General features: G+C 43.5%; 14 protein-coding genes and 1 tRNA gene. 11 read left to right on the forward strand and 4 right to left on the reverse strand.

Features of this window, described 5'->3' with window-relative positions:
• The first annotated feature begins 88 nt into the window (after positions 1 to 88).
• From ahcY to BN3769_RS00650, 9 genes are all read left to right on the forward strand, one after another.
• A complete protein-coding gene (ahcY, locus tag BN3769_RS00610) occupies positions 89 to 1,414 on the forward strand; it encodes an adenosylhomocysteinase (RefSeq protein ID WP_068466597.1) in 1,326 nt (441 codons plus the stop codon).
• Positions 1,415 to 1,525: 111 nt separating this feature from the next.
• Positions 1,526 to 1,600 (forward strand) — tRNA-Pro (locus BN3769_RS00615).
• 64 nt (positions 1,601 to 1,664) lie between these two features.
• The gene (gene lgt / locus BN3769_RS00620) at positions 1,665 to 2,795 is read left to right on the forward strand and encodes a prolipoprotein diacylglyceryl transferase (RefSeq protein ID WP_068466519.1); all 1,131 of its coding nucleotides are present in this window, start codon (positions 1,665 to 1,667) and stop codon (positions 2,793 to 2,795) included.
• A 120-nt stretch (positions 2,796 to 2,915) separates the two neighbouring features.
• On the forward strand, positions 2,916 to 4,367 hold the full coding sequence (locus BN3769_RS00625; protein WP_195155517.1) for a leucine-rich repeat domain-containing protein: 1,452 nt from the start codon (positions 2,916 to 2,918) through the stop codon (positions 4,365 to 4,367).
• Positions 4,368 to 4,572: 205 nt separating this feature from the next.
• Entirely contained in the window at positions 4,573 to 5,388 is an 816-nt protein-coding gene (locus tag BN3769_RS00630) for a hypothetical protein (protein ID WP_068466523.1), read from the forward strand.
• 337 nt (positions 5,389 to 5,725) lie between these two features.
• The gene (locus BN3769_RS00635; protein ID WP_154017759.1) at positions 5,726 to 6,946 is read left to right on the forward strand and encodes a hypothetical protein; all 1,221 of its coding nucleotides are present in this window, start codon (positions 5,726 to 5,728) and stop codon (positions 6,944 to 6,946) included.
• Positions 6,947 to 7,057: 111 nt separating this feature from the next.
• Complete coding sequence (locus BN3769_RS00640) at positions 7,058 to 8,341, forward strand: hypothetical protein (protein ID WP_068466528.1); 1,284 nt, start codon at positions 7,058 to 7,060, stop codon at positions 8,339 to 8,341.
• A 260-nt stretch (positions 8,342 to 8,601) separates the two neighbouring features.
• The gene (locus BN3769_RS00645) at positions 8,602 to 8,868 is read left to right on the forward strand and encodes a 2Fe-2S iron-sulfur cluster-binding protein (protein ID WP_068466529.1); all 267 of its coding nucleotides are present in this window, start codon (positions 8,602 to 8,604) and stop codon (positions 8,866 to 8,868) included.
• Between the two features lie 57 nt (positions 8,869 to 8,925).
• Positions 8,926 to 9,654, forward strand: coding sequence for an iron-sulfur cluster assembly accessory protein (locus BN3769_RS00650; protein ID WP_079989346.1), 729 nt, complete (start codon positions 8,926 to 8,928; stop codon positions 9,652 to 9,654).
• Here the strand turns inward: BN3769_RS00650 and lpdA are convergent.
• The 3 genes from lpdA to BN3769_RS00665 are packed head-to-tail and all read right to left on the reverse strand — an operon-like array spanning position 9,651 to position 15,040.
• Positions 9,651 to 11,048, reverse strand: coding sequence for a dihydrolipoyl dehydrogenase (gene lpdA, locus BN3769_RS00655; protein ID WP_068466532.1), 1,398 nt, complete (start codon positions 11,046 to 11,048; stop codon positions 9,651 to 9,653). The two genes, BN3769_RS00650 and lpdA, sit on opposite strands and share 4 nt — an antisense overlap.
• Before the next feature lie 15 nt (positions 11,049 to 11,063).
• Positions 11,064 to 12,269, reverse strand: a complete 1,206-nt coding sequence (gene odhB, locus BN3769_RS00660) for a 2-oxoglutarate dehydrogenase complex dihydrolipoyllysine-residue succinyltransferase (RefSeq protein ID WP_068466533.1) — start codon at positions 12,267 to 12,269, stop codon at positions 11,064 to 11,066.
• On the reverse strand, positions 12,266 to 15,040 hold the full coding sequence (locus BN3769_RS00665) for a 2-oxoglutarate dehydrogenase E1 component (RefSeq protein ID WP_068466535.1): 2,775 nt from the start codon (positions 15,038 to 15,040) through the stop codon (positions 12,266 to 12,268). The genes odhB and BN3769_RS00665 overlap by 4 nt, the downstream gene beginning before the upstream one ends.
• A 161-nt stretch (positions 15,041 to 15,201) precedes the next feature.
• Here BN3769_RS00665 and BN3769_RS00670 point away from each other — a divergent pair, with 161 nt between their 5' ends.
• The gene (locus BN3769_RS00670) at positions 15,202 to 15,822 is read left to right on the forward strand and encodes a hypothetical protein (protein WP_068466537.1); all 621 of its coding nucleotides are present in this window, start codon (positions 15,202 to 15,204) and stop codon (positions 15,820 to 15,822) included.
• A complete protein-coding gene (locus BN3769_RS00675; RefSeq protein WP_068466539.1) occupies positions 15,819 to 18,221 on the forward strand; it encodes a hypothetical protein in 2,403 nt (800 codons plus the stop codon). Before BN3769_RS00670 ends, BN3769_RS00675 begins: the two co-directional genes overlap by 4 nt.
• Before the next feature lie 55 nt (positions 18,222 to 18,276).
• On the opposite strand, the gene BN3769_RS00680 is transcribed toward BN3769_RS00675, so the two are convergent.
• A complete protein-coding gene (locus BN3769_RS00680) occupies positions 18,277 to 20,220 on the reverse strand; it encodes a leucine-rich repeat domain-containing protein (protein WP_068466541.1) in 1,944 nt (647 codons plus the stop codon).
• Positions 20,221 to 20,372: the final 152 nt, after the last annotated feature.

Genomic DNA, 20,372 nt, shown 5'->3' on the forward strand with positions numbered 1-20,372 from the left:
CTTTTCCTCCAATCAAAGCAGCAAATCAGCCGGCTCGGATCGTGAAGGAAAGACCTATCAATTCAAACAGCCCAGCTTAGGAGGCGTCATGAAACAGGATTACCGCATTGCCCGCGATTTGGCAATCGACTCTCCTGAAGGAGCGGAACTCGCTCTACTTGGACGCCGCGAAATTGAACTGGCGGAGAAAGAAATGCCGGGCTTAATGGCCCTTCGCCGTGAATTTGCAGACTCCAAACCTTTGGCTGGCGCAAGAATCGCCGGCTGCCTGCATATGACGATCCAAACGGCTGTCCTGATTGAAACGCTTTTGGCTTTAGGGGCAGAGGTGCGTTGGTCGTCTTGCAATATTTATTCTACACAGGACCAAGCCGCCGCGGCCATGGCTGCCAAAGGCGTTCCCGTTTTTGCCTGGAAAGGCATGTCTCTAGAGGAATATGAATGGTGCATTGAGCAAACCCTATTCTTTGGCGACCGTCCCCTTAATATGATCCTAGATGATGGCGGCGACCTCACTCAGATTGTGCATGAAAAGCATTCCGAGCTGCTTGCCGGTATCAAGGGAATTTCCGAAGAAACAACGACAGGCGTGCGCGCCTTGGTGCGCCGCGAAAGGCAAGGATCATTAGGCGCTCCTGCCATTAATGTGAACGATTCGGTAACTAAATCCAAATTTGACAATTTATATGGATGCCGCGAATCCCTCCTCGATGGGATCAAGCGGGCTACCGATGTCATGATAGCAGGCAAAGTCGCTGTCATAGCAGGATATGGAGATGTGGGCAAAGGCTCGGCCGCCTCTTTATCAGCACTGGGCGCTCGCATCATTATTTGCGAAGTAGACCCTATTTGTGCCTACCAAGCCGCCATGGAAGGATTTGAAGTCAAGACAATGGACGAAGCCGCGCCTATCGGCGATATTTTTGTCACGGCCACCGGATGCATCGATATTATTGTCGGCAAACATATGGAACACATGAAGGATGGCGCCATTCTATGCAATATTGGCCATTTCGATTGCGAAATCGATGTCGCCTGGCTCAAGAATAATTCAAATATTGAAGAAATTCCCATTAAACCGCAAGTAGACCGCTTTCAATGGAAAGACGGATCCAAAAGCCTTATCCTGCTGGCTCAAGGTCGCTTAGTCAATCTTGGATGTGCAAAAGGACATCCTTCTTTTGTCATGTCCAATTCCTTTTCCAATCAAGTCCTGGCGCAAATTGAGCTATGGAATAATTATGACCGCTACAAAATTGGCGTCTATCGGCTGCCCAAAATTTTGGATGAGAAGGTCGCTCGCCTGCATCTGGGCCAATTAAGCGTCCACTTAACCACTCTTACACCTGAACAGGCCGCTTATCTAGATGTCAATATAGAAGGCCCTTATAAACCCGATTATTACCTTTATTGATCGCTGTCATTTATGCGACAGAGGTTTAGAAAAAAAATTAATTTTCTGAAACATTTTGTTTGGCGGAAAATTCCTAAATATGGTAATTTTTTATTCTCTTTTCGAGAGAATCGGAGCATAGCGCAGCTTGGCTAGCGCGGCTGCTTTGGGAGCAGTAGGTCGGGGGTTCGAATCCCTCTGCTCCGATCGCCCTATCTTTGGTAACGGAGATAGGGTTTTTTTATTTTATCAGCTAACCAAGGGCTTTCGCATGCAAGGATGGAACTGGCTCGCCTGGCTTTACTGGAACCCACCTCGAGAAGCTTTTACGGTCCCTTTCATTGACCGTCCCGTTGTTTGGTATGGCATTCTCTTTGTGACCGGCTTTATCCTCGGTTATTTCATCATCAATCCCATTCTTGCCCGTTTTCTTCGCCAATCTAAGCATATTTCAGAAATCGACGTCATCAGCTGGCCCTTGCTTCTCAATCATCTGTGCTCCTCTTCTTCAAATACGCTTATTCGACGGCTCATGCAGCAGCTTCCTTCCCAAGCTTGCCGGCAATTAGAGCAATCGGATTCAGCACCTGCAGACAACACGCTTAAAGCCGCCATTTTGCAAAGCATCAATCAGGTTTTGCAAGATGAGCAAATTCAACGAGAAGATCTAGAGCAGGCATTGCCCGGCGCCCTTGCAACGGCAAAACAAACGAGCTACTTCTTAGCCGATCGTCTGTGCTGGTTCATTGTGACAGGCACATTGGTAGGCGCCCGTTTGGGAGCTGTATTTTTTTATGATTGGCCCTATTTCAAAGAGCATCCCTTGGAAATTATCCAAGTCTGGCGAGGCGGACTGGCCAGCCATGGAGGCGTGGCAGGCGTCATGCTCTCCCTTTATTTGTATATTCTCTATATCCGTCGCTGGGTTCCAAGCCTGACTTTCTTGAAATTGCTGGATTTTGTCGCCATTCCAAGCGCGTTGGCAGCCTGCTTTATCCGCTTGGGGAATTTTATGAACCAAGAAATTTTAGGCACTCCCACCACACTTCCCTGGGCAGTCGTATTTGGCCACCCGGCAGACGGCAGCCTACCGACCCCGCGCCATCCCGTTCAAATTTATGAAGCTCTCGTCTATTTGGCGACTTTTTTCCTGCTATATGGATTATGGAAGAAAAAAGGCGATCAATTAGGGACCGGCTTTTTCGTCGGTTCGCTCTTTGTGCTGATTTTTAGCAGCCGATTTATCCTAGAATTTTGGAAGTCTACTCAAGAATCCATTATTCAACAATCGACTTTACAAATGGGCCAATGGCTCAGTATTCCTTTTGTCATCGGCGGCCTTGCCCTTATTTTATGGAGCCGCAGAAAAAGCGCATTTTGCCCTCATTCTTCGCATTCATAAGAATCGGCTTATTTATAAAATGGGCCGTCTCTTATTGAGCCTTTCTAAAAGGGGGCTATTAAAGCCTATCTCTAGCAAACAAGCATTTTTATTATTTCTCATACTTAATCCAGCATGAACTTGAACACAAATTTTCTCTCTTTTAGGCAGCTTCCTCCCCTGTCGAATTTTTTACCCCTTTCCCCTCAACAATCCGCCCGCAAACGGCCTTATGCGGAATTTTCAAAGCAAGATGAACTTGTCCCAGAAATTTCAGCTCGCCTACTTTTATCAAATCCGCAAGAGACACACAGGCCGGCCAAACGGATTTGCTTGCCCATTAGCTTTAATCAAATAAAGGATGTCTTCCATTTCATCTTAGCCTTTAGCGGAACGTCTCAAGAGACGATTTTGCGTCTAAGTAAACAAGATGGGCATCCCCTCAATCAGGCTGCTTTCTATCAAATTTTTGAGGAATTAGAGAAGAGGCAAGACCAAAGTACGCTTTTAAGCGCCTTCATTCAACAAGCCAGAGAGTCCTATCCTGACAGGGTAAATGGAAACAAAATAGCGTTAGATTGGGCTGCCAGAGTTAATTTCATTGTTCAACGCATTGCTGCAGAAGCCAAAAAAATAGGGGGCGGACTAGAAAAATTAAAGGAAACGCGAGTTAAATACGATCATTGCATTTACGCGCCTGACAGATTGCTTGTGATGTGCGAATGGATTGAAACAAGAAAGAATCAAGATCTAGTCACCTTCTTCAAAGCGATTCCCCTAGCGGACAGAGAGGAGTATTTAAATTGTTTGGTGTCTTTAGATCCCGTTCCCCTTACCCAGCAAGCCGATCAAATTAGAAAGTGGATGGAAAAGCATTCTCACTTGTTAAACCAAATTCCCCTGCTCGTCCTGTTTAAGTGCGGCCTAACAAGCTTGCCCCCTGAAATTCGCCTCTTCACTCATCTGGTAGAATTGGAAATATCTGAGAATCACTTGGCAAGCCTTCCTTCTGAGATCGGCAAATTAACTTTTTTACGGCGCTTTTATGCTGCTGATAATCAGCTCGGCAGCTTGCCTCCTGAAATAAGGGGCTTAACTCTTTTGCAAGAATGCGATGTGTCTAATAACCAATTAATGCGCTTGCCTGCTGAAATGGCCGGACTGGCCTGTTTAGAAGAATTGAATATTTACGGTAATCAACTAACAAGCCTACCCTTTGAAATAGGCAGGCTAACGCTTCTGAAACAATTATATGCTTCCGATAATCAACTAAAGGCCATTCCATCGGAAATAGGCGGTTTAGCGCATTTGGAAGAGCTTGATATCGCCAATAATTTAATCACCCGTTTACCTTCTGAAATTAGCCAACTCGCTCTTTTGAGAACGCTAAACGTTTCTCATAATCCCCTCGAGAATTTACCTTCGACAATTACCCAACTTCTTCGCTTAGAAGAACTCCATGTCTCTCACACCAAACTGACAAGCCTATCTGAAGAAATCAGTAAAATGAAGACGCTTCAAAAAATTTATCTGTCTAATGGCCCGGCATTATCGTCTCTCCCCTTAATTTTATTTTTAAAAGTCCTTGTTTAAGGGATTAAAACCTTCGAAAACAGGCAGGTAGATTCCATAGGCTATATCAATGAGATATTGATTTAGCCATCTAATTTATTGCAGTCCTTAAAATTAAATATTATTTTACAAATTTACAAATTAATTTTATTTAATTACAGTTTGTCACCTTCTCTTTAGCTTATGTTATAATTAAACTTATCTAAAATTAAATATAGAGGTGTTTATGCAACCTTCCGTTAATCTATCTGGCCCTTCTTGTCTACCTTATCTTTCAGCACCTATTGCTGTACCATCTAAAAGCATCCTCCAAAGAACACGTCCAAAAGATCGGAAGATCGAAAATATTAGACATGCAAAAATTGCCCATCCTTTTAGCTTAGCGGCAGAGAAACCAATCCGCTTTTCCTCAACGATTCCTCTTGGAAAGAGAGTAGAGCTTATTCTTAACCACCATTTAAGCGAGCGTAAAAATTTGACAGATACGCTCATTAAAGTTGGCGTTAAGAGAAATGAATTACAGATGATCCACGCTAATTTCAAAGAATTTAAAAGAAAATTATTGGAATTGCACAAAAAATTAGAGGATGCCCTTGCTACTGAAGACTTTTCATCTGCCTCACCTTTTTTTCCGGTCTTTGGTTATCCTTCGTTAGAAACTTTTTATTCTCAGGCACAACATATTTATAAATATGTCGATAAAATGGTAAAGAATCCGCGGGATTTAGCTATAACGATCTTACAGCTGATAGAGAGCCATGAACGATTAGAAAAAAAATTGGAGCAAAGACTTCTCAATTTAGAAAAGCAAATTGTTTATAAAAAAGGAGAGATATCTTACCTTCTTTCCATAGAAGAAATCCAAGATCTATTAACAGAAGTTAAGCTTTACAATCAAAAAATGCGCAAAATAGAACCAGAATCTATACCTGTCGGCCGCTCTTCTCCTTTATCGATTGAACAATCAGAAGAAGCGAAAACCATGCATACCCTTCTTGATATGATGACGTCTATCAATTTGCAATCAACACAAGAGCAATAAAAAGCCTTTTAAAGGCCCTTCCTATCAATGAAGGGCCTCTCTATCCCTCATACCTGTTTTTACATCTGTTTGCTTGTTAAGCGTTAGTATTCCCAAGAAATATTCTCTGAATTAACTTAAACTAAAAAGACAAATATATTATCTTATCTATTTCTCAACGAGCCATTTTATAATAGATTATTACCGAATAATCAACTATCTACAGTCAAAATTATTTTCGAATCTAGGCTATAAAATTGGCGACAGCTTCTAATAGAAAAAATTGCCTATTCGCAATAGATCAATCTTTTAAAGGTGAAGATATTTATTCAAATCAAATAAATGACAAAAGTATTAAATGATGGGCGCTATTTTAAATTTATTCTTTTCTTTCCGTTTAGCTATTTCTCCTCATTCGGAGATTCCGTGTCGTTCCCAATCAGAAAACCAAGCTGATACGTTCATTCGCTCTCTTTCTTCTCGTATTTTTTCTAATTTCTCTTCCTCTCCCTCTTCTAGGCCTTTCATGCCTTTTCAAGTCATTCGCCATCTAGCATCGAATCATACTCCCTTATTTTATAAGATCGCTCTGAATAGAATCTATGATCAAAAGGATGCTTTCGATCGCACTCCGGACAAACTCACCACCTCCTGCGTTAATAGTGCTGCTGTTTTAGCTCTTGTTTTCTTGGGAGAACGGAAGGCAAAACAGCTTATGAATCTTTTAAACCGCAATGTAGCTGATTGCATATTTTTTTCCCTGCCTAATAACAGTCAATGGACTTTTCGCATCTCTAATCTCTTTTACAGCGCTATTGTGCATCAGATAAATCAGCTAAAGGATGAAGAGCAGAAACAAAAAGAACAAGAATACACCCATCATAACATGCAAGATTTTGCAGATTATATTCGTCCGATCGTCACCCCCATTTTAGAGAAAAATCATTCTGGCGAGATCATTGCCGATCTTAAAAGCTACCTAGCGAATTGTGATTACGATTTTAATATTAAAACGATAGATTCCCTGCGTGAAGAAATAAGAGAAAATTGTCTAAAGGTAAGCACAGAAAAATCTTTTATTTATTGCATCGGCATTAAAGAGGGCTTAGGCTTTGATCATGTTTTTATTCTTGAACAATTCGTTTGCCAAAAGACGCACCGCCTCCTTTTTAGGCTCTATCAATCGTGGATTCTGCAGGCCACATTAATGGAAGAGATGAATAAGCGGCGCTATGGGGATTCCGGAGAGGGGACATGGACGTCAGAGCAGTTATTGGATTTTTTGACTAATCTAGAAAAGCTTTACTGCAGAACACAAGAGCCGGTCACCTATCAGGAATGCTACGGCTATAAACGCGAAAAAGATGATTATACCCTTCTAAGATTTATCTCCCAAGATAAGAAGGAAAATGTCTTATATGGTAAAAGCTTGCGTTATTGCTCTTCAGAAGTCGATTTAATGCATTTCTGGGAGAATTTTGCTGCCTTTATCTATGCAAATGAAGACTTAAGAGCGCAGTTTGAAGCACCAACAGACTTCCCTCTTTTGTCCGCTTCTTACCCTATTTTGATCGGATGAACCGCCCCTTATCCCATTTTTCTGCATCCCGGCTTTTAATAGGGATAATTATGCGAAAAGATATTGATTAATCTCCAAGCTCAGGTTAAAAAGCGACAAAGGCCTTAAACCATGAATTTTATTTTAAATTTATTTTACTCTCCAAGGGTAGCAACTCCACGTCATCCTTCCCCCCCGTCTTCTCCTTCCCAATCAGAAAAGCAATTGGATTCTTTCATTCGCGCTCTTTCTTCGCAGATTTTTTCTATTCCTCCTTCCCCTCTTTCCAAACCTCTTATGCCTTTTCAAGTGATTCGATACATCGCTTTGAATCATAGTCCATTATTTTATACAGTCGCTTTGAATAAAATTTATGAGCCTAGCTTTCATTTCGATCAAACTCCGGAAAAACTCACGACCTCCTGTATTAATAGTACCGCTGCTTTATCCCTTATTTTTTTGGGAGAAAAAAAGGCAAAAAAAATCATGGCGCTTTTAAATTCCGATGTAGAGTACAAAATTGACTTCCTTCTTCCTGATAAGACTGAATGGACGTTGAGAATCTCCAATCTCTTTCACAGCGCTGTCATTCATCAAATCAATCCATTAAATGATGAAAAAGGACTAAAAAAGGAACAGTATATCCGTTCTAATCCCCATATGCATAGCTTCATAAAGCATATTCAACCCCTCATCAAACCCATTTTAGAGAAACATAATTCCGAAGAGATTATTGCTAATCTTAAAGATTGTTTCGTAAATTGTAATTATGACTTTAATATTAAAACGATGGATTCTCTCCGAAAGGAAATAAAAGAAAATAAAGCAAAAATAAGCGGAAAAAAGTCTTTTGTCTATTGCATAGGGATTAAAGAAGATCGCGCTTATGATCACATTTTTATCATCGAACAATTTCTTTGCCCGAAGACGCATCACATGCTTTTTAGGCGCTATCAATCTTGGATTATGCAAGCCACATTAATAGAAGAGATCAACAAGCGCAGGAACGGGGAATCAGGGGAAGACGCTTGGACTGAAGCGCAGCTACTGCATTTTTTGAATAATCTACAGAATCTTTATTGTAGAACAGGAGAGCCAATCACCTATCAAGACTGCTATGGCTATAACCGCAAACAAGATAATTACACTCTCCTAAAATTAAAAACTCAACATAATGCCGAAGATGTCTTATATGGCAAAAGTTTGCGATATTGCTCTTGCGAAGTTGATTTAGCCCATTTCTGGGAAAACTTTGCTAACTTTATCTATTCAAACGAGGAATTAAGGTCTCAATTTGATGTAACAACTAGAAATCCTCTAGATTTTTCAAAAGACGATCTGCAAGCTCATCAAAGCAAGCAAAACCCATTAGATTTATCTCCTTTGTTCGATTTCGCCTCTCTTCTCATCGGATGAAACAGCGCCTAATGCGTTTCTCTTCAGACACGGATTTTAATCGATTGCATTAAAGGAACAGTCCATAAAGGACTTTTACAAAGAAGCAAGGGACTGCTCTTTTTCTTTCATTAAATAGGAGGCTCTTTCTCTTACTCCAGAGCGAGGAATAATAAAAAACTCTTGATTTTATAATAAAATTAAACGATAATTTATCACAATTAAACTATTCAAAATGAATTCTTTAAGAAACTATTATTGATTGTTAGGAGTTAAGGTTCATGGCTAAATTAATTTTTGATCATAATGAAGAAGAAGTCGAATTACCAGATGATTCTCCCATTGCTGAAGCGTGCGAAGAAGCTGGTGTTCCATTTGCCTGTACGGAAGGTGTATGCGGCACATGCGTCATTGAAGTAAAAGAGGGAAAAGAGAACTTATCTGCTCCGACAAAAGAAGAAGAAGATTTCCTTGGCGAAGGCACTTGCCATGAGCGTTTGGCCTGTCAATGCCGTATTAAGAAAGGGAACGTACGCGTTTCTTTTTAATGAATCTTATCTTAAACTGAATTCCATCAGCCTAAAATTTTACTAGAGGAAAGCATTATGTCTTGTTGTTCACGTCCAAAAAAAGAAGAAGAGCATTCTCATTCTCATTCACACTCTTCTTGCTGCGGCTCTCATAGCCACAAAGACCATTCGCATGAGCATTCTCATTCTCATTCTCATTCACATGGCGATTCTTGCTGTTCGGCTCCAAAAAAATCTAACGAGTCAGCAAAAAAAATTAGCCGTCAAATGACCATCGAAGAAATTTTGGGCATGTTCCCTTACAAAGCTCAGAAGCTTTCTCAAGAAATCACCAATGCAGGCCTGCACTGCGTCGGCTGCCATGCTGCTGTATGGGAAACGCTGGAAGGTGGAATGCTTAGCCACGGCAAAACTGAAGAGCAAATCGATGAGCTCGTCCGCCGTTTGAATGTTTTATTGGAAGAGCCGATCGATCAATCTTCTATCTGCATTACGTCAAGAGGCGCTGCCAAGTTTTTAGAAATTCTAAATGACGAAGGCAAGCAAGGCTGGGGCATGCGTTTTGCCGAAGAAATGGCTGGATGCAATGGATTTGAATATGTCCTGGATTTCTCTGAGAAAGCCGAGGCAGATGATCAAGTATTTGTATCCAATGGCATTGAAATCCATGTCAAGAAAGCGATGGTTCCCCGCCTACTTGGATCTGAAATCGATTTCGTTGACGGTCTTCGCGGATCCGGCTTCAAAATTTCAAATCCAAATGTCCGCTCTTCTTGCGGCTGCGGAAGCTCCCATAACTATTAAAGATGAATAGGCCGTCCCAATGCATGAAGGGCGGCCTCTTTAATGGCTTCACTGAGAGTCGGATGGGCATTTGGCGCCTCTCCGATTTCTTTCAATGTCGCTCGCTTTTGCATGGCCATCATTCCCTCGGCAATCAATTCCGATGCATGCGCGCCGATAATATGCATTCCCACTAGCCTGCCGGATTGCTGATCACCGACAATTTTGACTAATCCTTCTGTCTCGTCACTGCAGCGTGCACGTGGATTGCCTTTAAAAAAGCTTGTTCCAACGAGAACGGCTAATCCAGCCTCGCGCGCGTCTTGTTCCGTCATACCGACAGCCGCCACTTCGGGATCGGTATAAATGACATTTGGAATCGCCATGTAATTGATAAGCGGCTGCCCGCCTTTTAACCATTCGACCACGGCCACGCCTTCTTCCGAGGCGCGATGGGCCAGCATGGAGCCATCGATCAAATCGCCGATAGCAAAAATATGAGAGTGCGCAGTACGCAAATTCGCATCGACCGGCACAAACCCGCGGCGGTCCGGCTGAATGCCAATTTTTTCCAATCCCAATCCGCTGCTATAAGGCCGTCTTCCAACGGCGACCAAGACAACTTGAGCGCTTAGATTACGTAGCTCCTCATTCCCTTCAATAGTCAAAATGACCTCATCTGGTTGGACAACGGCTGTAGCCACTTTAGTGGATAAATGGAATTGGATGCCTTGCTTTTGCAAAACCTGCAAAAGCTGCTTGGACAGAGTCTTGTCCATGGCCGGACAAATATGGTCCAACATTTCGACAACAGTCACAGAAGCGCCTAAACGGCTATAGACAGATGCCAGTTCAACTCCGATAACTCCTCCCCCTATCACAACTAACCGTTCCGGAACTTGGGGCAAGCTTAATGCTCCTGTGGAAGAAACGATCTGCCGCTCATCAAAGGGAAGAAAGGGCAGGGCGATCGGTTCTGAGCCTGTAGCTAAAATAATAGAATCCGCCTCAATTTCTTCCGTTTGCTCTCCTTTTTTTACCTTTAAAAGATGGGGATTGATAAACTCCGCCTCGCCTTGGATAAAATCCACTTGATTCTTCTTAAATAACCCTGCGATACCGTCGACTAAGCTCTTCACGACGTGTTTTTTCCTATCCATCATTTGGCGGAAAGAATAGCGTAAATCCGAGCAATCGATCCCTAATTCTTTGCCATTGCGCTGTACGCGCGCCAAAAGTTCTGTCGATTGCAAGAGGGCTTTAGAAGGAATGCATCCCACGTTTAAGCAAGTCCCGCCCAATGTCTCCCGTTTGTCGATGCAAACCGTTTTAAATCCAAGCTGTGCTGCTCGAATGGCAGCAACATAGCCGCCAGGCCCCGCTCCAATAATTGCCAATTCATAGTGCTTTGCCATCTTGCATTCTCTCTTTTATAAATCTAAAAGCAAGCGGGAAGGATCTTCCAACTGATTTTTAATATGAACAAGAAAAGAAACCGAATCTTTGCCATCAATTAAACGATGATCATAGCTTAAAGCCAAATACATCATGGGCCGAATGACAATTTGATCGTCAACGACAACCGGCCGCTTTTCAATTTTATGCATGCCTAAAATGCCGCATTGGGGTGGATTTAGAATGGGAGTGGATAAAAGAGAACCATAAACTCCGCCATTAGTAATGGTAAATCCCCCTCCCTGCAAATCCTCAATTGCAATGCTGCCCTCTCTAGCTTTCTTGGCAAAGACATCAATAGCCTGTTCGATCTGGAAAAAAGTCAAGCGGTCGCAATTGCGTATGACAGGCACAATGGTTCCACGGTCTGTCCCGACTGCAACACCAATATCGTAATATTCGCGCTGGACGATGTCATCCCCTTCAAGATAAGAATTGACTTGAGGATAGGCCTGCAAAGCCGAAACGACAGCTTTGACAAAAAAAGACATAAAACCCAGCTTCGTTCCATATTTTTTGGTGAATTTTTCCTGATATTTCTCTCTCAATTGGACGATCTGCGACATGTCGACTTCATTAAAAGTCGTCAGCATGGCTGTGGTCTGCTGTGCCTCGACTAGGCGGCTGGCAATGACCTTGCGGATTTTTGATAAAGGCTTGCGCGTTTCCCTTCGCACTTGCTGTTCTTTGCTTGAAGCAGCAGCCTGAGCCTTCCCTTCTTGCCGGCTTGGAGCCGGCCTTTGCTCCTTTTGGGCCGTCTGTAAATCAGCCAAAAAAGCCGCTTTAGTCTGTCGAATGGGAGCTTGCTCTTGTTGAAAGGATTCCGGCCTAGCCTCCGCCTGTTGCTCTGCTACTGGTCTCTTGCGCTCGTCCTTGCCTTCTTTTTCTTTTGGGATTTCTTTTGCCATTGTTTCCGCACTGGAAGGAGCTTGGGATTTTTCCTGAGGAGCCTCTTCTATTGTTCCGATGACCTGGCCGATCTTGACCGTATCCCCTGTTTTGACAGACAGGGCAACCCTTCCAGTCTGAGGAGCATACAGAACCTGATTGACTTTATCCGTTTCCAATTCAAGCAATTCGCCATCGGCTTTGACGATTGTTCCATCAGGAGCAAAAACTTGCCCAATGACCGCTTCGGAAATCGACTCTCCCATAGAGGGAATTTTAATCTCGCTTTTCATAGCTGAAAGACCTGTTGTAAGATATTGGTATGCTCTTGTTCATGACGGGAATGGGATCCCGTGGCAGGAGTTGCGCTGCGCTCTCTTCCTACATAAAAAAGAGGAAGCCCCCTAGGAAGAAGCTCGTTCAAGCAAGGGTAAATATAGGACCATGCCCCCATATTTTGCGGTTCTTCCTGCACCCATAAACAATCCTGCAATCCTGTATAAAGAGAAAGCAAGGCGATTAAACGGCGGGCGTTTAATGGATAGAGCTGTTCTAAGCGAATAAAGGCAACGTCTTTTCTTTGATCCTTTTCCCGTTTAGTCAGCAAATCATAGTAGATGCGCCCGCTGCAAAGAACTAAACGGCGCACGCCTTGCGGCTTTGGCAAGGGATCGCCTAAAATTTCTTGAAAACTTCCCTGCGTCAACTCATCTAAGCGGCTCGTCGCAGCAGGATGGCGTAGAAGCCCTTTTGGAGTAAAAACGATCAGAGGCTTTTCAATGTCGCGATGGATTTGGCGCCGCAGTAAATGAAAGAACTGAGCTGGAGTAGTAGGATTGACAATTTGCATATTGTCGTGACCGGCGAGCGTTAAAAAACGTTCCAGACGACCTGAAGAGTGCTCCGGCCCTTGCCCCTCATAGCCATGCGGTAGAAAAAGCACAAGCTTGGAGCGCTGTCCCCATTTCTGCTCTCCGCTTGCAATATATTGATCAATAATGACTTGAGCGCCATTGCCAAAGTCACCAAATTGGGCTTCCCAGATAGTCAGGCCTTGCGGACAAACCACGCTATAGCCATATTCAAATCCGAGGATGGCCATTTCCGATAAAGGCGAATTAAATACTTCAAAACGCCCCTGCCCATCTTTTAGGTGGTTCAAAGGATAATATTCTATTTCTTCTCTCTGCTGATCTATCCACATGGCATGGCGATGGCTAAAGGTTCCCCGGCAACAATCTTGCCCGGATAAACGCACGGGAGTGCCTTCCCAAAGCAAGGTGGCATAAGCTAAGTATTCAGCCATCCCCCAATCGATAGGTTTATCCTCTTTCACCATTTTTAAGCGTTCTTTGATCAAATGATCAAGCTTCGCATGCAGATGAAATCCATTAGGAACAGCGCAGAAACGCTCTGCCAGGGCAACTAATACATCCTTTGCCACACCCGTTTCGATAGGATCAAAAAGCGCTTGATTGCTTGGAATGGACATGAGATCTTGATTTTGTCCCACAGATGTTAAATGCTCTTTTTGATGAGCGTGCGCCTCTTGCAACCCTAGCTTAAACCGCTCTTCCCATTCGTCCATTTCTCCTTTTTGGACAATTCCCTGTTCGATTAAGCGATTGCGATAAATTTCTCTGATAGGCCTTTTATTTCTAATCACTCGATATTCAATGGGTTGAGTAAAAGCAGGCTCATCGCTTTCATTGTGACCGTATTTGCGATAGCCATTCAAATCAATGAAGACATCGCAGTGGAAGCGTTGGCGGACGAGCAAGGCCAATAGCGCAACTTGAACGCAGCTATCGGGATCTTCTGCATTGACGTGGAAGACGGGCAAACCGAAAGCTTTGGCAATATCCGTGCAATAAACTGTAGAGCGCAAGTCGCGCGGGATTGTTGTAAATCCAATTTGATTGTTGATGACAAGATGGATAGTCCCTCCTGTTGCATAACCAGGCAATTTGGCCAATTGCAGCGTTTCATATACAACACCTTGGCCGGACAAGGCGGCATCGCCATGAATAAGAATAGGAATGACTTTTTTTCTATCCTCTTCATCTTTTTCTAAGAATTGCTTTGCCCTTGTCATCCCCTCGACAACGCTATCGACCGATTCCAAATGACTGGGATTTGGGCTCACCGTCAGGCGTATCTTCTTGGCATTTAACCGCGCATAATGACCTTTAAATCCCTTATGATACTTGACATCTCCCATACCTTCAAAAGATTCCGGAATGTAGTTATCCTCAAATTCATTGAAAACCAATTGAAAGGACTTATTTAAAATATTGGTCAGCACATTCAAGCGGCCGCGATGCGCCATCCCCAGGACAGCCTCTTCCACGCCTTCTTCGGAAGCGGATTCGAGCATAAGGGCCAGCATGGGAATAAGGGTTTCCGTTCCTTCCAGAGAAAAGCGCTTTTGGCCGACATATTTGGTGTGAAGGAATGTTTCAAGTAGTTCGGAACGGTTTAAATATTCTAAAGTCAGCCGTTTTTGTTCAGGAGAAAGTCCCGTTTTAAAAAATTCTTTTTCAATATAATTTTGCAGCCAATTTTCCAAATCGGGATTGGACCCATATTTATATTCAAATCCAATATGGCGGCAATAGAGATTGCGCAAGGCGTCCAGCAAGGAACTAAGCGGCGCTTGCCCTTGCGGAAGGAGGCCGAAGGTGGGAAAAAACCGCTTGAGATCTCTCTCTTCAAATCCCAACCGATCCAATCTTAAGCTTTCCGGTTCTTCAGGAGGCTGCGAAACCAACGGATTGACGTGGGCCATCAAGTGTCCATTTCGGCGATAGGCCTCAATTAACTGAAAAATGCGGCTATCAACGGCAGCTGCAGAGACGTCTTCTTTGCTTGCGGAAATGCCATCTTTGACGGAAAGAGCAGGCTTTAAGCCAATTTTCGCTTCAACTCCTTGCCGATCTAGCGCTTCGAAGTAGCGCTGCCACGACAGGCTAAGTTGAGCCGGATTAGTTTGATATTGCTGGTACAAACTTTCAAGAAGAGCAAGATTGGCCGTCTCTCCTTCTAGTGTTTGATTGACATTCATTGTGCCTTGCCCTAACTTAGCGGGTTATCTATTTGCTTATTGATTATAGGTTTAGCTTAGAAATAAATATTTTTAAAGGGTAAACTCCAGGCTTCTCGCTTATCAAACAAGATTTTATGCTAAAAACTGCCTCACAATTTTCACTGTTATGGATAATGAGCATGTTGGCTTTACTGGTGGAAAGCTGTCAAACTCAATCTGTCCCGTTTTCCGAATGGACTTGGCAAATCTTGAATGGACGAGAAGAAAAGCCTGGCGATCCCCGCCCGTCTCTTTACCGGGCCAAAGTTCCGCTTGCCTGGATACGCAAAGATCCCGCACCGACCGATTCCATTATCGATACGACAAAGCCCATTTGTGAATTTTATATTCCCACCGAAAAAGAGCCTCTCCGCTTAACTATTCACACGTTTCCCGTTATATCCGCAGAATCGAGAATTCCTCCCTCAGCGCAAGTAGCCCGCTGGAAAAATCAATTTGACGCGCTCGACCCGCTGCATGTTTATGTAAAATCCCTTTCTCAGGGAGGTTTTATCGGGCTCCTGCTGGAAGCTCATGGCATCTATCAAGGCCAAAAACAAGTCATGCTGGGATGGAGCGTGCAATTAGCCCCCGAATATGATCGGATGCTTGCAATCAGCAGCTCTTTTGATAAGCAGCGTAGAGCAGATTACACAATTAAAATAGTCGGCGCTCCGGAACTAATAGACAAGCATCGGCACGCTTTATTTTTATTTGCCAACTCCTTTGAACTAATAGAAGAACTTCCTCATCCTTTATGAAATGGATTAAACGCTGTTTTCATTTCCTTGGCAGTATTTACTTCGCCATTATCTTAATTGCGACTGTTGCAACTGCTGTCGCCGTTGGGACGATCCTGGAAAGCCAGGCCGATTCCCATCTATTTGCAGCACAATGGACCTATCACCATCCTTTATTCGCTTTTTTGCTTTGGCTCTTTTTTATCAATATTCTTTTCTCCGCTTTGCGGCGCTGGCCTTTCAAGCCCCACCATATTCCCTTCCTCATCACGCATTTCGGCCTGCTCATGATGATTGGAGGAACGTTAGTTAAAAATCGAAAAGGGCTTCAAGGAAACTTAAGCCTGTGGGAAGGCAGCGGCAGCCAAATGCTCCATCTTCCGCAAACGTATGCCCTTTTGATTGAAAAGAAGAACGCCCCTGCTGACATTACCCGCCACGTCTATCCCGTCTCCTTGGAAGGCAGGCAGATCTATCAAACCGATCCCTTTTCTTCTCTTAAAATCAAAGTCTTAGGCAGTGTGCCTCATGTCAATGAAAGATGGGAAACATGGATCAAAGGCGATCGCTTGCAAATCATCGGCCTTCCCTCTTTGCCCGTTCAAGAGTGGAAGGAAAGAGAAGAGACTTCTACTGGAGCTATTCTTCCTTTAGAAGGCCAGAATTGGCACGTAGAAGCCTTGCGCACCGATCACCTTCAAGAGGCCATCCGCCATATCTACTTAGATAATCTGACTTTGCGCCTTTCCTCAAAGCAAGACGCCGCCCAATCATTTGAAGGCCCTTTAAAAGACATTCTCGCCCATCCTCTTTCTTGGAATGGAGGCACGCTCTCTGCTCAGCTCCTGCTCGCTTATTCGCCCATTTCCGGCTTTGGACAACCGATGCTTGAAATTGAATGGCAAGAAGAAAGCAAAACACGGAAAGAGCGCTTTCAAATCGCACTGAATGGCAGCCAATCCCTTTATGCCGTCTCGGCTGAAGGGGAATGGCCTAAATCGTCGATCTTTCAAATTGATCTTCAACGCCCCACCCCCATTCTTTTAGCGTTGGAAGACTCGCATCGCGATACGTTTTTATTTGCATTTGACCGGCATGGAAGAGTACAAGGCAAAGCCTTTCGTCAAGGTCATTTGGAGACGCTTTATACTTATGACCAAGGATTTGGCGGCTATACGGTCCACGCCTTATTCCCCCATCCCGCGTTTCCTTCCGGAAGAAAAGACAAAGAAGAAGCGGATCGACATTTTTTAGTCCAGCAGCTTCGGCAAGCCTTCGATTCTCCCGCCCGCCTGGCGCCTCCTTTAGAGGTTTTTCAAAAAGCCTGCCAGGCCGCTCAAGTTCCCTTCGCAGAAACCTTGGTCGAATTCCTTGTTGAGTGGAACAATTATCCTGGCTTGCTTTATTCCGCAACGCCCGCTAGTCCGGTGCTTGCCAAGGCCATTCAACACATCAATTGGTCAGCTATTCCGCCAAAAGATTTGGAAGGCTGCCGATGGATCTGCCAATTGTTTCAGCAGCTTGACTATGCTTATCAAGAAGGAAAAGGCCTGTTTCCTTTTCTGCAAGAGCATCGGTGGCCTTTTTTAGCGGATCTCTCGGACCAAAGGGAAAAAGAACCTGAAAAAGACCTTCTCGCGCTTTTGGCCCAGCAAGTGCTCTCGATTGCCGCTTATTTGCCTCCGCTGGATGAAGAAAGCGACTTTTCTTTAAGCGCGCAGGCGCATCTTTTATCCGCTTATCTTAAAGGTTATGATATTACTTATGCCTCGCTTAATCCTTTACCGAAACAAGGCCTGGAGACATTCGATCGCCTGGAGGCGTATTGGAAAAGTGAAAAATTTTTCCAGGCCGATAAGCCTTCTTCTTTGTTCCTTTCGGTTGAGACTCCATTGTCTATCTGCTACCGTACAGAGCCCTCTCAGAAATTAGAAGACAACCGGCCCTGCCTCTTTTTAGAAGTGCAAGAAGGCGAGAAAAAACAGTTTCTGTCTTTAGCGTATGATCCTTCCGGATTCGGATTAAAATGGCCCATGCTGAATGGCGATTATCTGATTCGTTTTCAACCGCAAATCATCGAGCTTCCCTATCGCCTGCGTCTGCGCCAAGCCCGTCAAATTAATTATCCCCACTCGCAACAACCATTTAGCTATGAAGGAGATGTGTTGATAACCGGACAAGATGGCCAATCGGTGGAAAAAACGCTGAGCATGAACCACGTGCACGAAACATGGGATGGATACCGCTTCTACTTAGCCGGGATGAGCGCTCCTTCGGACCAATCGGCCAAGCGCGTTCAGTTGGCAGTCAATCACGATCCAGCTAAATATATTCTCACCTATCCGGGCGCTTTGATTGTCACGATCGGCACCTTTTTACTCTTTTGGCTGCGCCCTTATCGCAAGAAAAGGGATCCTTAACAAAACAGTTAATAACCTGAGTTTTGCTCCTCACAAGCAAGGACATCAGGTTCCATTAAGCCGCTTCTTCCTCCCTTAGGATTTGCTGAGTCAGGATATAATAAGGATTCCATACCGTTTTTTCCTTCTCTTGAAAAGTTTGGTAAAACTGTTCAGCAGCTGAGTCGCTATCTTCTAGCTGGCTAAGCGCCTCTGCCTTCCGCTCTTGGCAGGCTTGGTCGATTTCGGCAAAACCGGCGCATTTTTGAAGGGCTGCTTTCCAAACCGGATGCTTTAGCAAAAGCTCGCCTTGTTTGTCCGGACCTGTTTCAGCTAAGATTTGCGCTTTGGCCGCTTCAATATCTTCCGCTGTCACATCGGCTAAGCGCTCATAGAGCATTTCTTTCGCTTCTAAGGGAAGTTTCAGTTCGTCTTTTAACTTGATTTCATAGAAAAGATGGACTTCAATTTGATCCACAATGTGCATCTGCCGGCATTTTTGTTCGGCGATGCGGTTGAGCCTGTCATAGCGCTCGGCTCCAATAAGGAGCGCTTTGAGCTCTTGCAAGCTAAGATTGCCGCTTTGGCACATTTTGACATGCAGGCAAAGGAGATTATAGCTCAATTCAACCCTATCCCCGCAAGTCCCTGTCGCATCAGCCATGATTTGATAAGCTATTTGCAACTTCCCTTCATCCGCCTCTTCCACCATCCAACTCAATAACTCTTGAACGTTATCTTTGACCGTTTGCATTTGAGTACGATAACTGGCTATTTCAATTAATCGCTTTAGCCAGTCAAATAAAACAGGCTTCTGCATAGAGGACAAGCGCTCTAGTAGCTTTTGTTTGCACTGCTCATCGCACCAATTCACCAAAACAGCTTTTAAGTCCCCTTCTTGTTCTCTTGAAATAATTCTTCTTCGATCTTGCCAAGAGAAAATAATTTGAGGTCCTTGATAATTTTCATTTTGCATTCTAATGAGAGCTTGTTCGATCACCTGCTCGCTAAAAGGATTTCCCTGTAATATCACTCTGCATGATGCAGGAAGACGATAAAGAGTTTCCGGAACTGTTTGAAGCCGATTATGACTAAGATCTAAATAGCTGAGTCTGGTTAAATGACCTAAACTGTCTGGAATTTCCTGAAGCTGATTATTTTGAAAATCTACCTGTTGAAGATTGGTCAACTGACCGATGCTATCTGGAATCTGCCGAAGCCGATTATTACGACTAAACAAATAGTGAAGATTGCCCAAATGACCGATGCTATCTGGAAGCTCCCGGAGCTGATTTCCGTTAATTCTCAATTCTTGAAGACTCTCTAATTGGCCTATAGTCTCCGGAATGGATTGAAGCGAATTGTCCGAAAGAAATAAATTTTGAAGATTGCCCAAATGACCGACAGTGTCCGGAAGCTCCTCAAGCCGATTATTCGAAACATATAAATATTGAAGAGCGGCTAAATCACCTATACTGTCCGGAAGTTTCTGAAGCTGATTGCCATTAAGCCATAATTCTCGAAGATTGCCCAAATGACCGATGCTATCTGGAAGTCCTCGAAGCTCATTACTCATAGATAAACTTTCAAGAGCAGTTAAATGCTCAATGCTATTTGAAAGGGCAGCAAGATGAACCCGTCCAAGATGGAGATTGGTATTATTTCTAGTTAATCGAGAAGCATAATAAATAAAATGACTGAGGTCATATTGGCTGCACTGGATAGGAAAGGTTAAACCGGTTGGATTGGCAACCACAACAATAATTTCCTTTTTTCCGTAGATGCCTTCTCTCCAGTATGCTTTTGTGTCTGAAGATAAAGAAAACGATCCAGTGAACAAATTCGAAATAATCTTGTATACAACAAGGGCTATCTGGCCAATCCGATCTACTAAACAAAGATGACTGTTTTTAATTTGATAATAGCATTTTCTTCCATTCTCGGTTTGATCGACTAATTGAAAAGAATTTGCTGCCCGATCAAATACAAAAGGGTGAAAGTTAGAATGGAAAACTTGCATGATAAATACAATTCCTAATTTTTTGTAAAACCAATTATCGACCCATTAGTTTATAACTATTACTATTGTTTAAAAAAAATTAAAACATTCAAAACCACAAATTTTATCTAACTAGAAATTAACAGGAAATAAATTTCATTTTCAGGCTGGAA

The organism is Candidatus Protochlamydia phocaeensis (genome assembly GCF_001545115.1).
Classification (GTDB): Bacteria; Chlamydiota; Chlamydiia; order Chlamydiales; family Parachlamydiaceae; genus Protochlamydia_A; species Protochlamydia_A phocaeensis.

What these genes read in the sequence shown, in the direction of transcription:
- BN3769_RS00640 (WP_068466528.1), top strand. Translation starts at nt 7,058, where the DNA reads ATGAATTTTATTTTAAATTTATTTTACTCTCCAAGGGTAGCAACTCCA.
- BN3769_RS00670 (WP_068466537.1), top strand. Translation starts at nt 15,202, where the DNA reads ATGTTGGCTTTACTGGTGGAAAGCTGTCAAACTCAATCTGTCCCGTTT.
- ahcY (WP_068466597.1), top strand. Translation starts at nt 89, where the DNA reads ATGAAACAGGATTACCGCATTGCCCGCGATTTGGCAATCGACTCTCCT.
- BN3769_RS00680 (WP_068466541.1), bottom strand. Translation starts at nt 20,220, where the DNA reads ATGCAAGTTTTCCATTCTAACTTTCACCCTTTTGTATTTGATCGGGCA.
- BN3769_RS00635 (WP_154017759.1), top strand. Translation starts at nt 5,726, where the DNA reads ATGATGGGCGCTATTTTAAATTTATTCTTTTCTTTCCGTTTAGCTATT.
- BN3769_RS00675 (WP_068466539.1), top strand. Translation starts at nt 15,819, where the DNA reads ATGAAATGGATTAAACGCTGTTTTCATTTCCTTGGCAGTATTTACTTC.
- lgt (WP_068466519.1), top strand. Translation starts at nt 1,665, where the DNA reads ATGCAAGGATGGAACTGGCTCGCCTGGCTTTACTGGAACCCACCTCGA.
- odhB (WP_068466533.1), bottom strand. Translation starts at nt 12,269, where the DNA reads ATGAAAAGCGAGATTAAAATTCCCTCTATGGGAGAGTCGATTTCCGAA.
- lpdA (WP_068466532.1), bottom strand. Translation starts at nt 11,048, where the DNA reads ATGGCAAAGCACTATGAATTGGCAATTATTGGAGCGGGGCCTGGCGGC.
- BN3769_RS00650 (WP_079989346.1), top strand. Translation starts at nt 8,926, where the DNA reads ATGTCTTGTTGTTCACGTCCAAAAAAAGAAGAAGAGCATTCTCATTCT.
- BN3769_RS00645 (WP_068466529.1), top strand. Translation starts at nt 8,602, where the DNA reads ATGGCTAAATTAATTTTTGATCATAATGAAGAAGAAGTCGAATTACCA.
- BN3769_RS00630 (WP_068466523.1), top strand. Translation starts at nt 4,573, where the DNA reads ATGCAACCTTCCGTTAATCTATCTGGCCCTTCTTGTCTACCTTATCTT.
- BN3769_RS00665 (WP_068466535.1), bottom strand. Translation starts at nt 15,040, where the DNA reads ATGAATGTCAATCAAACACTAGAAGGAGAGACGGCCAATCTTGCTCTT.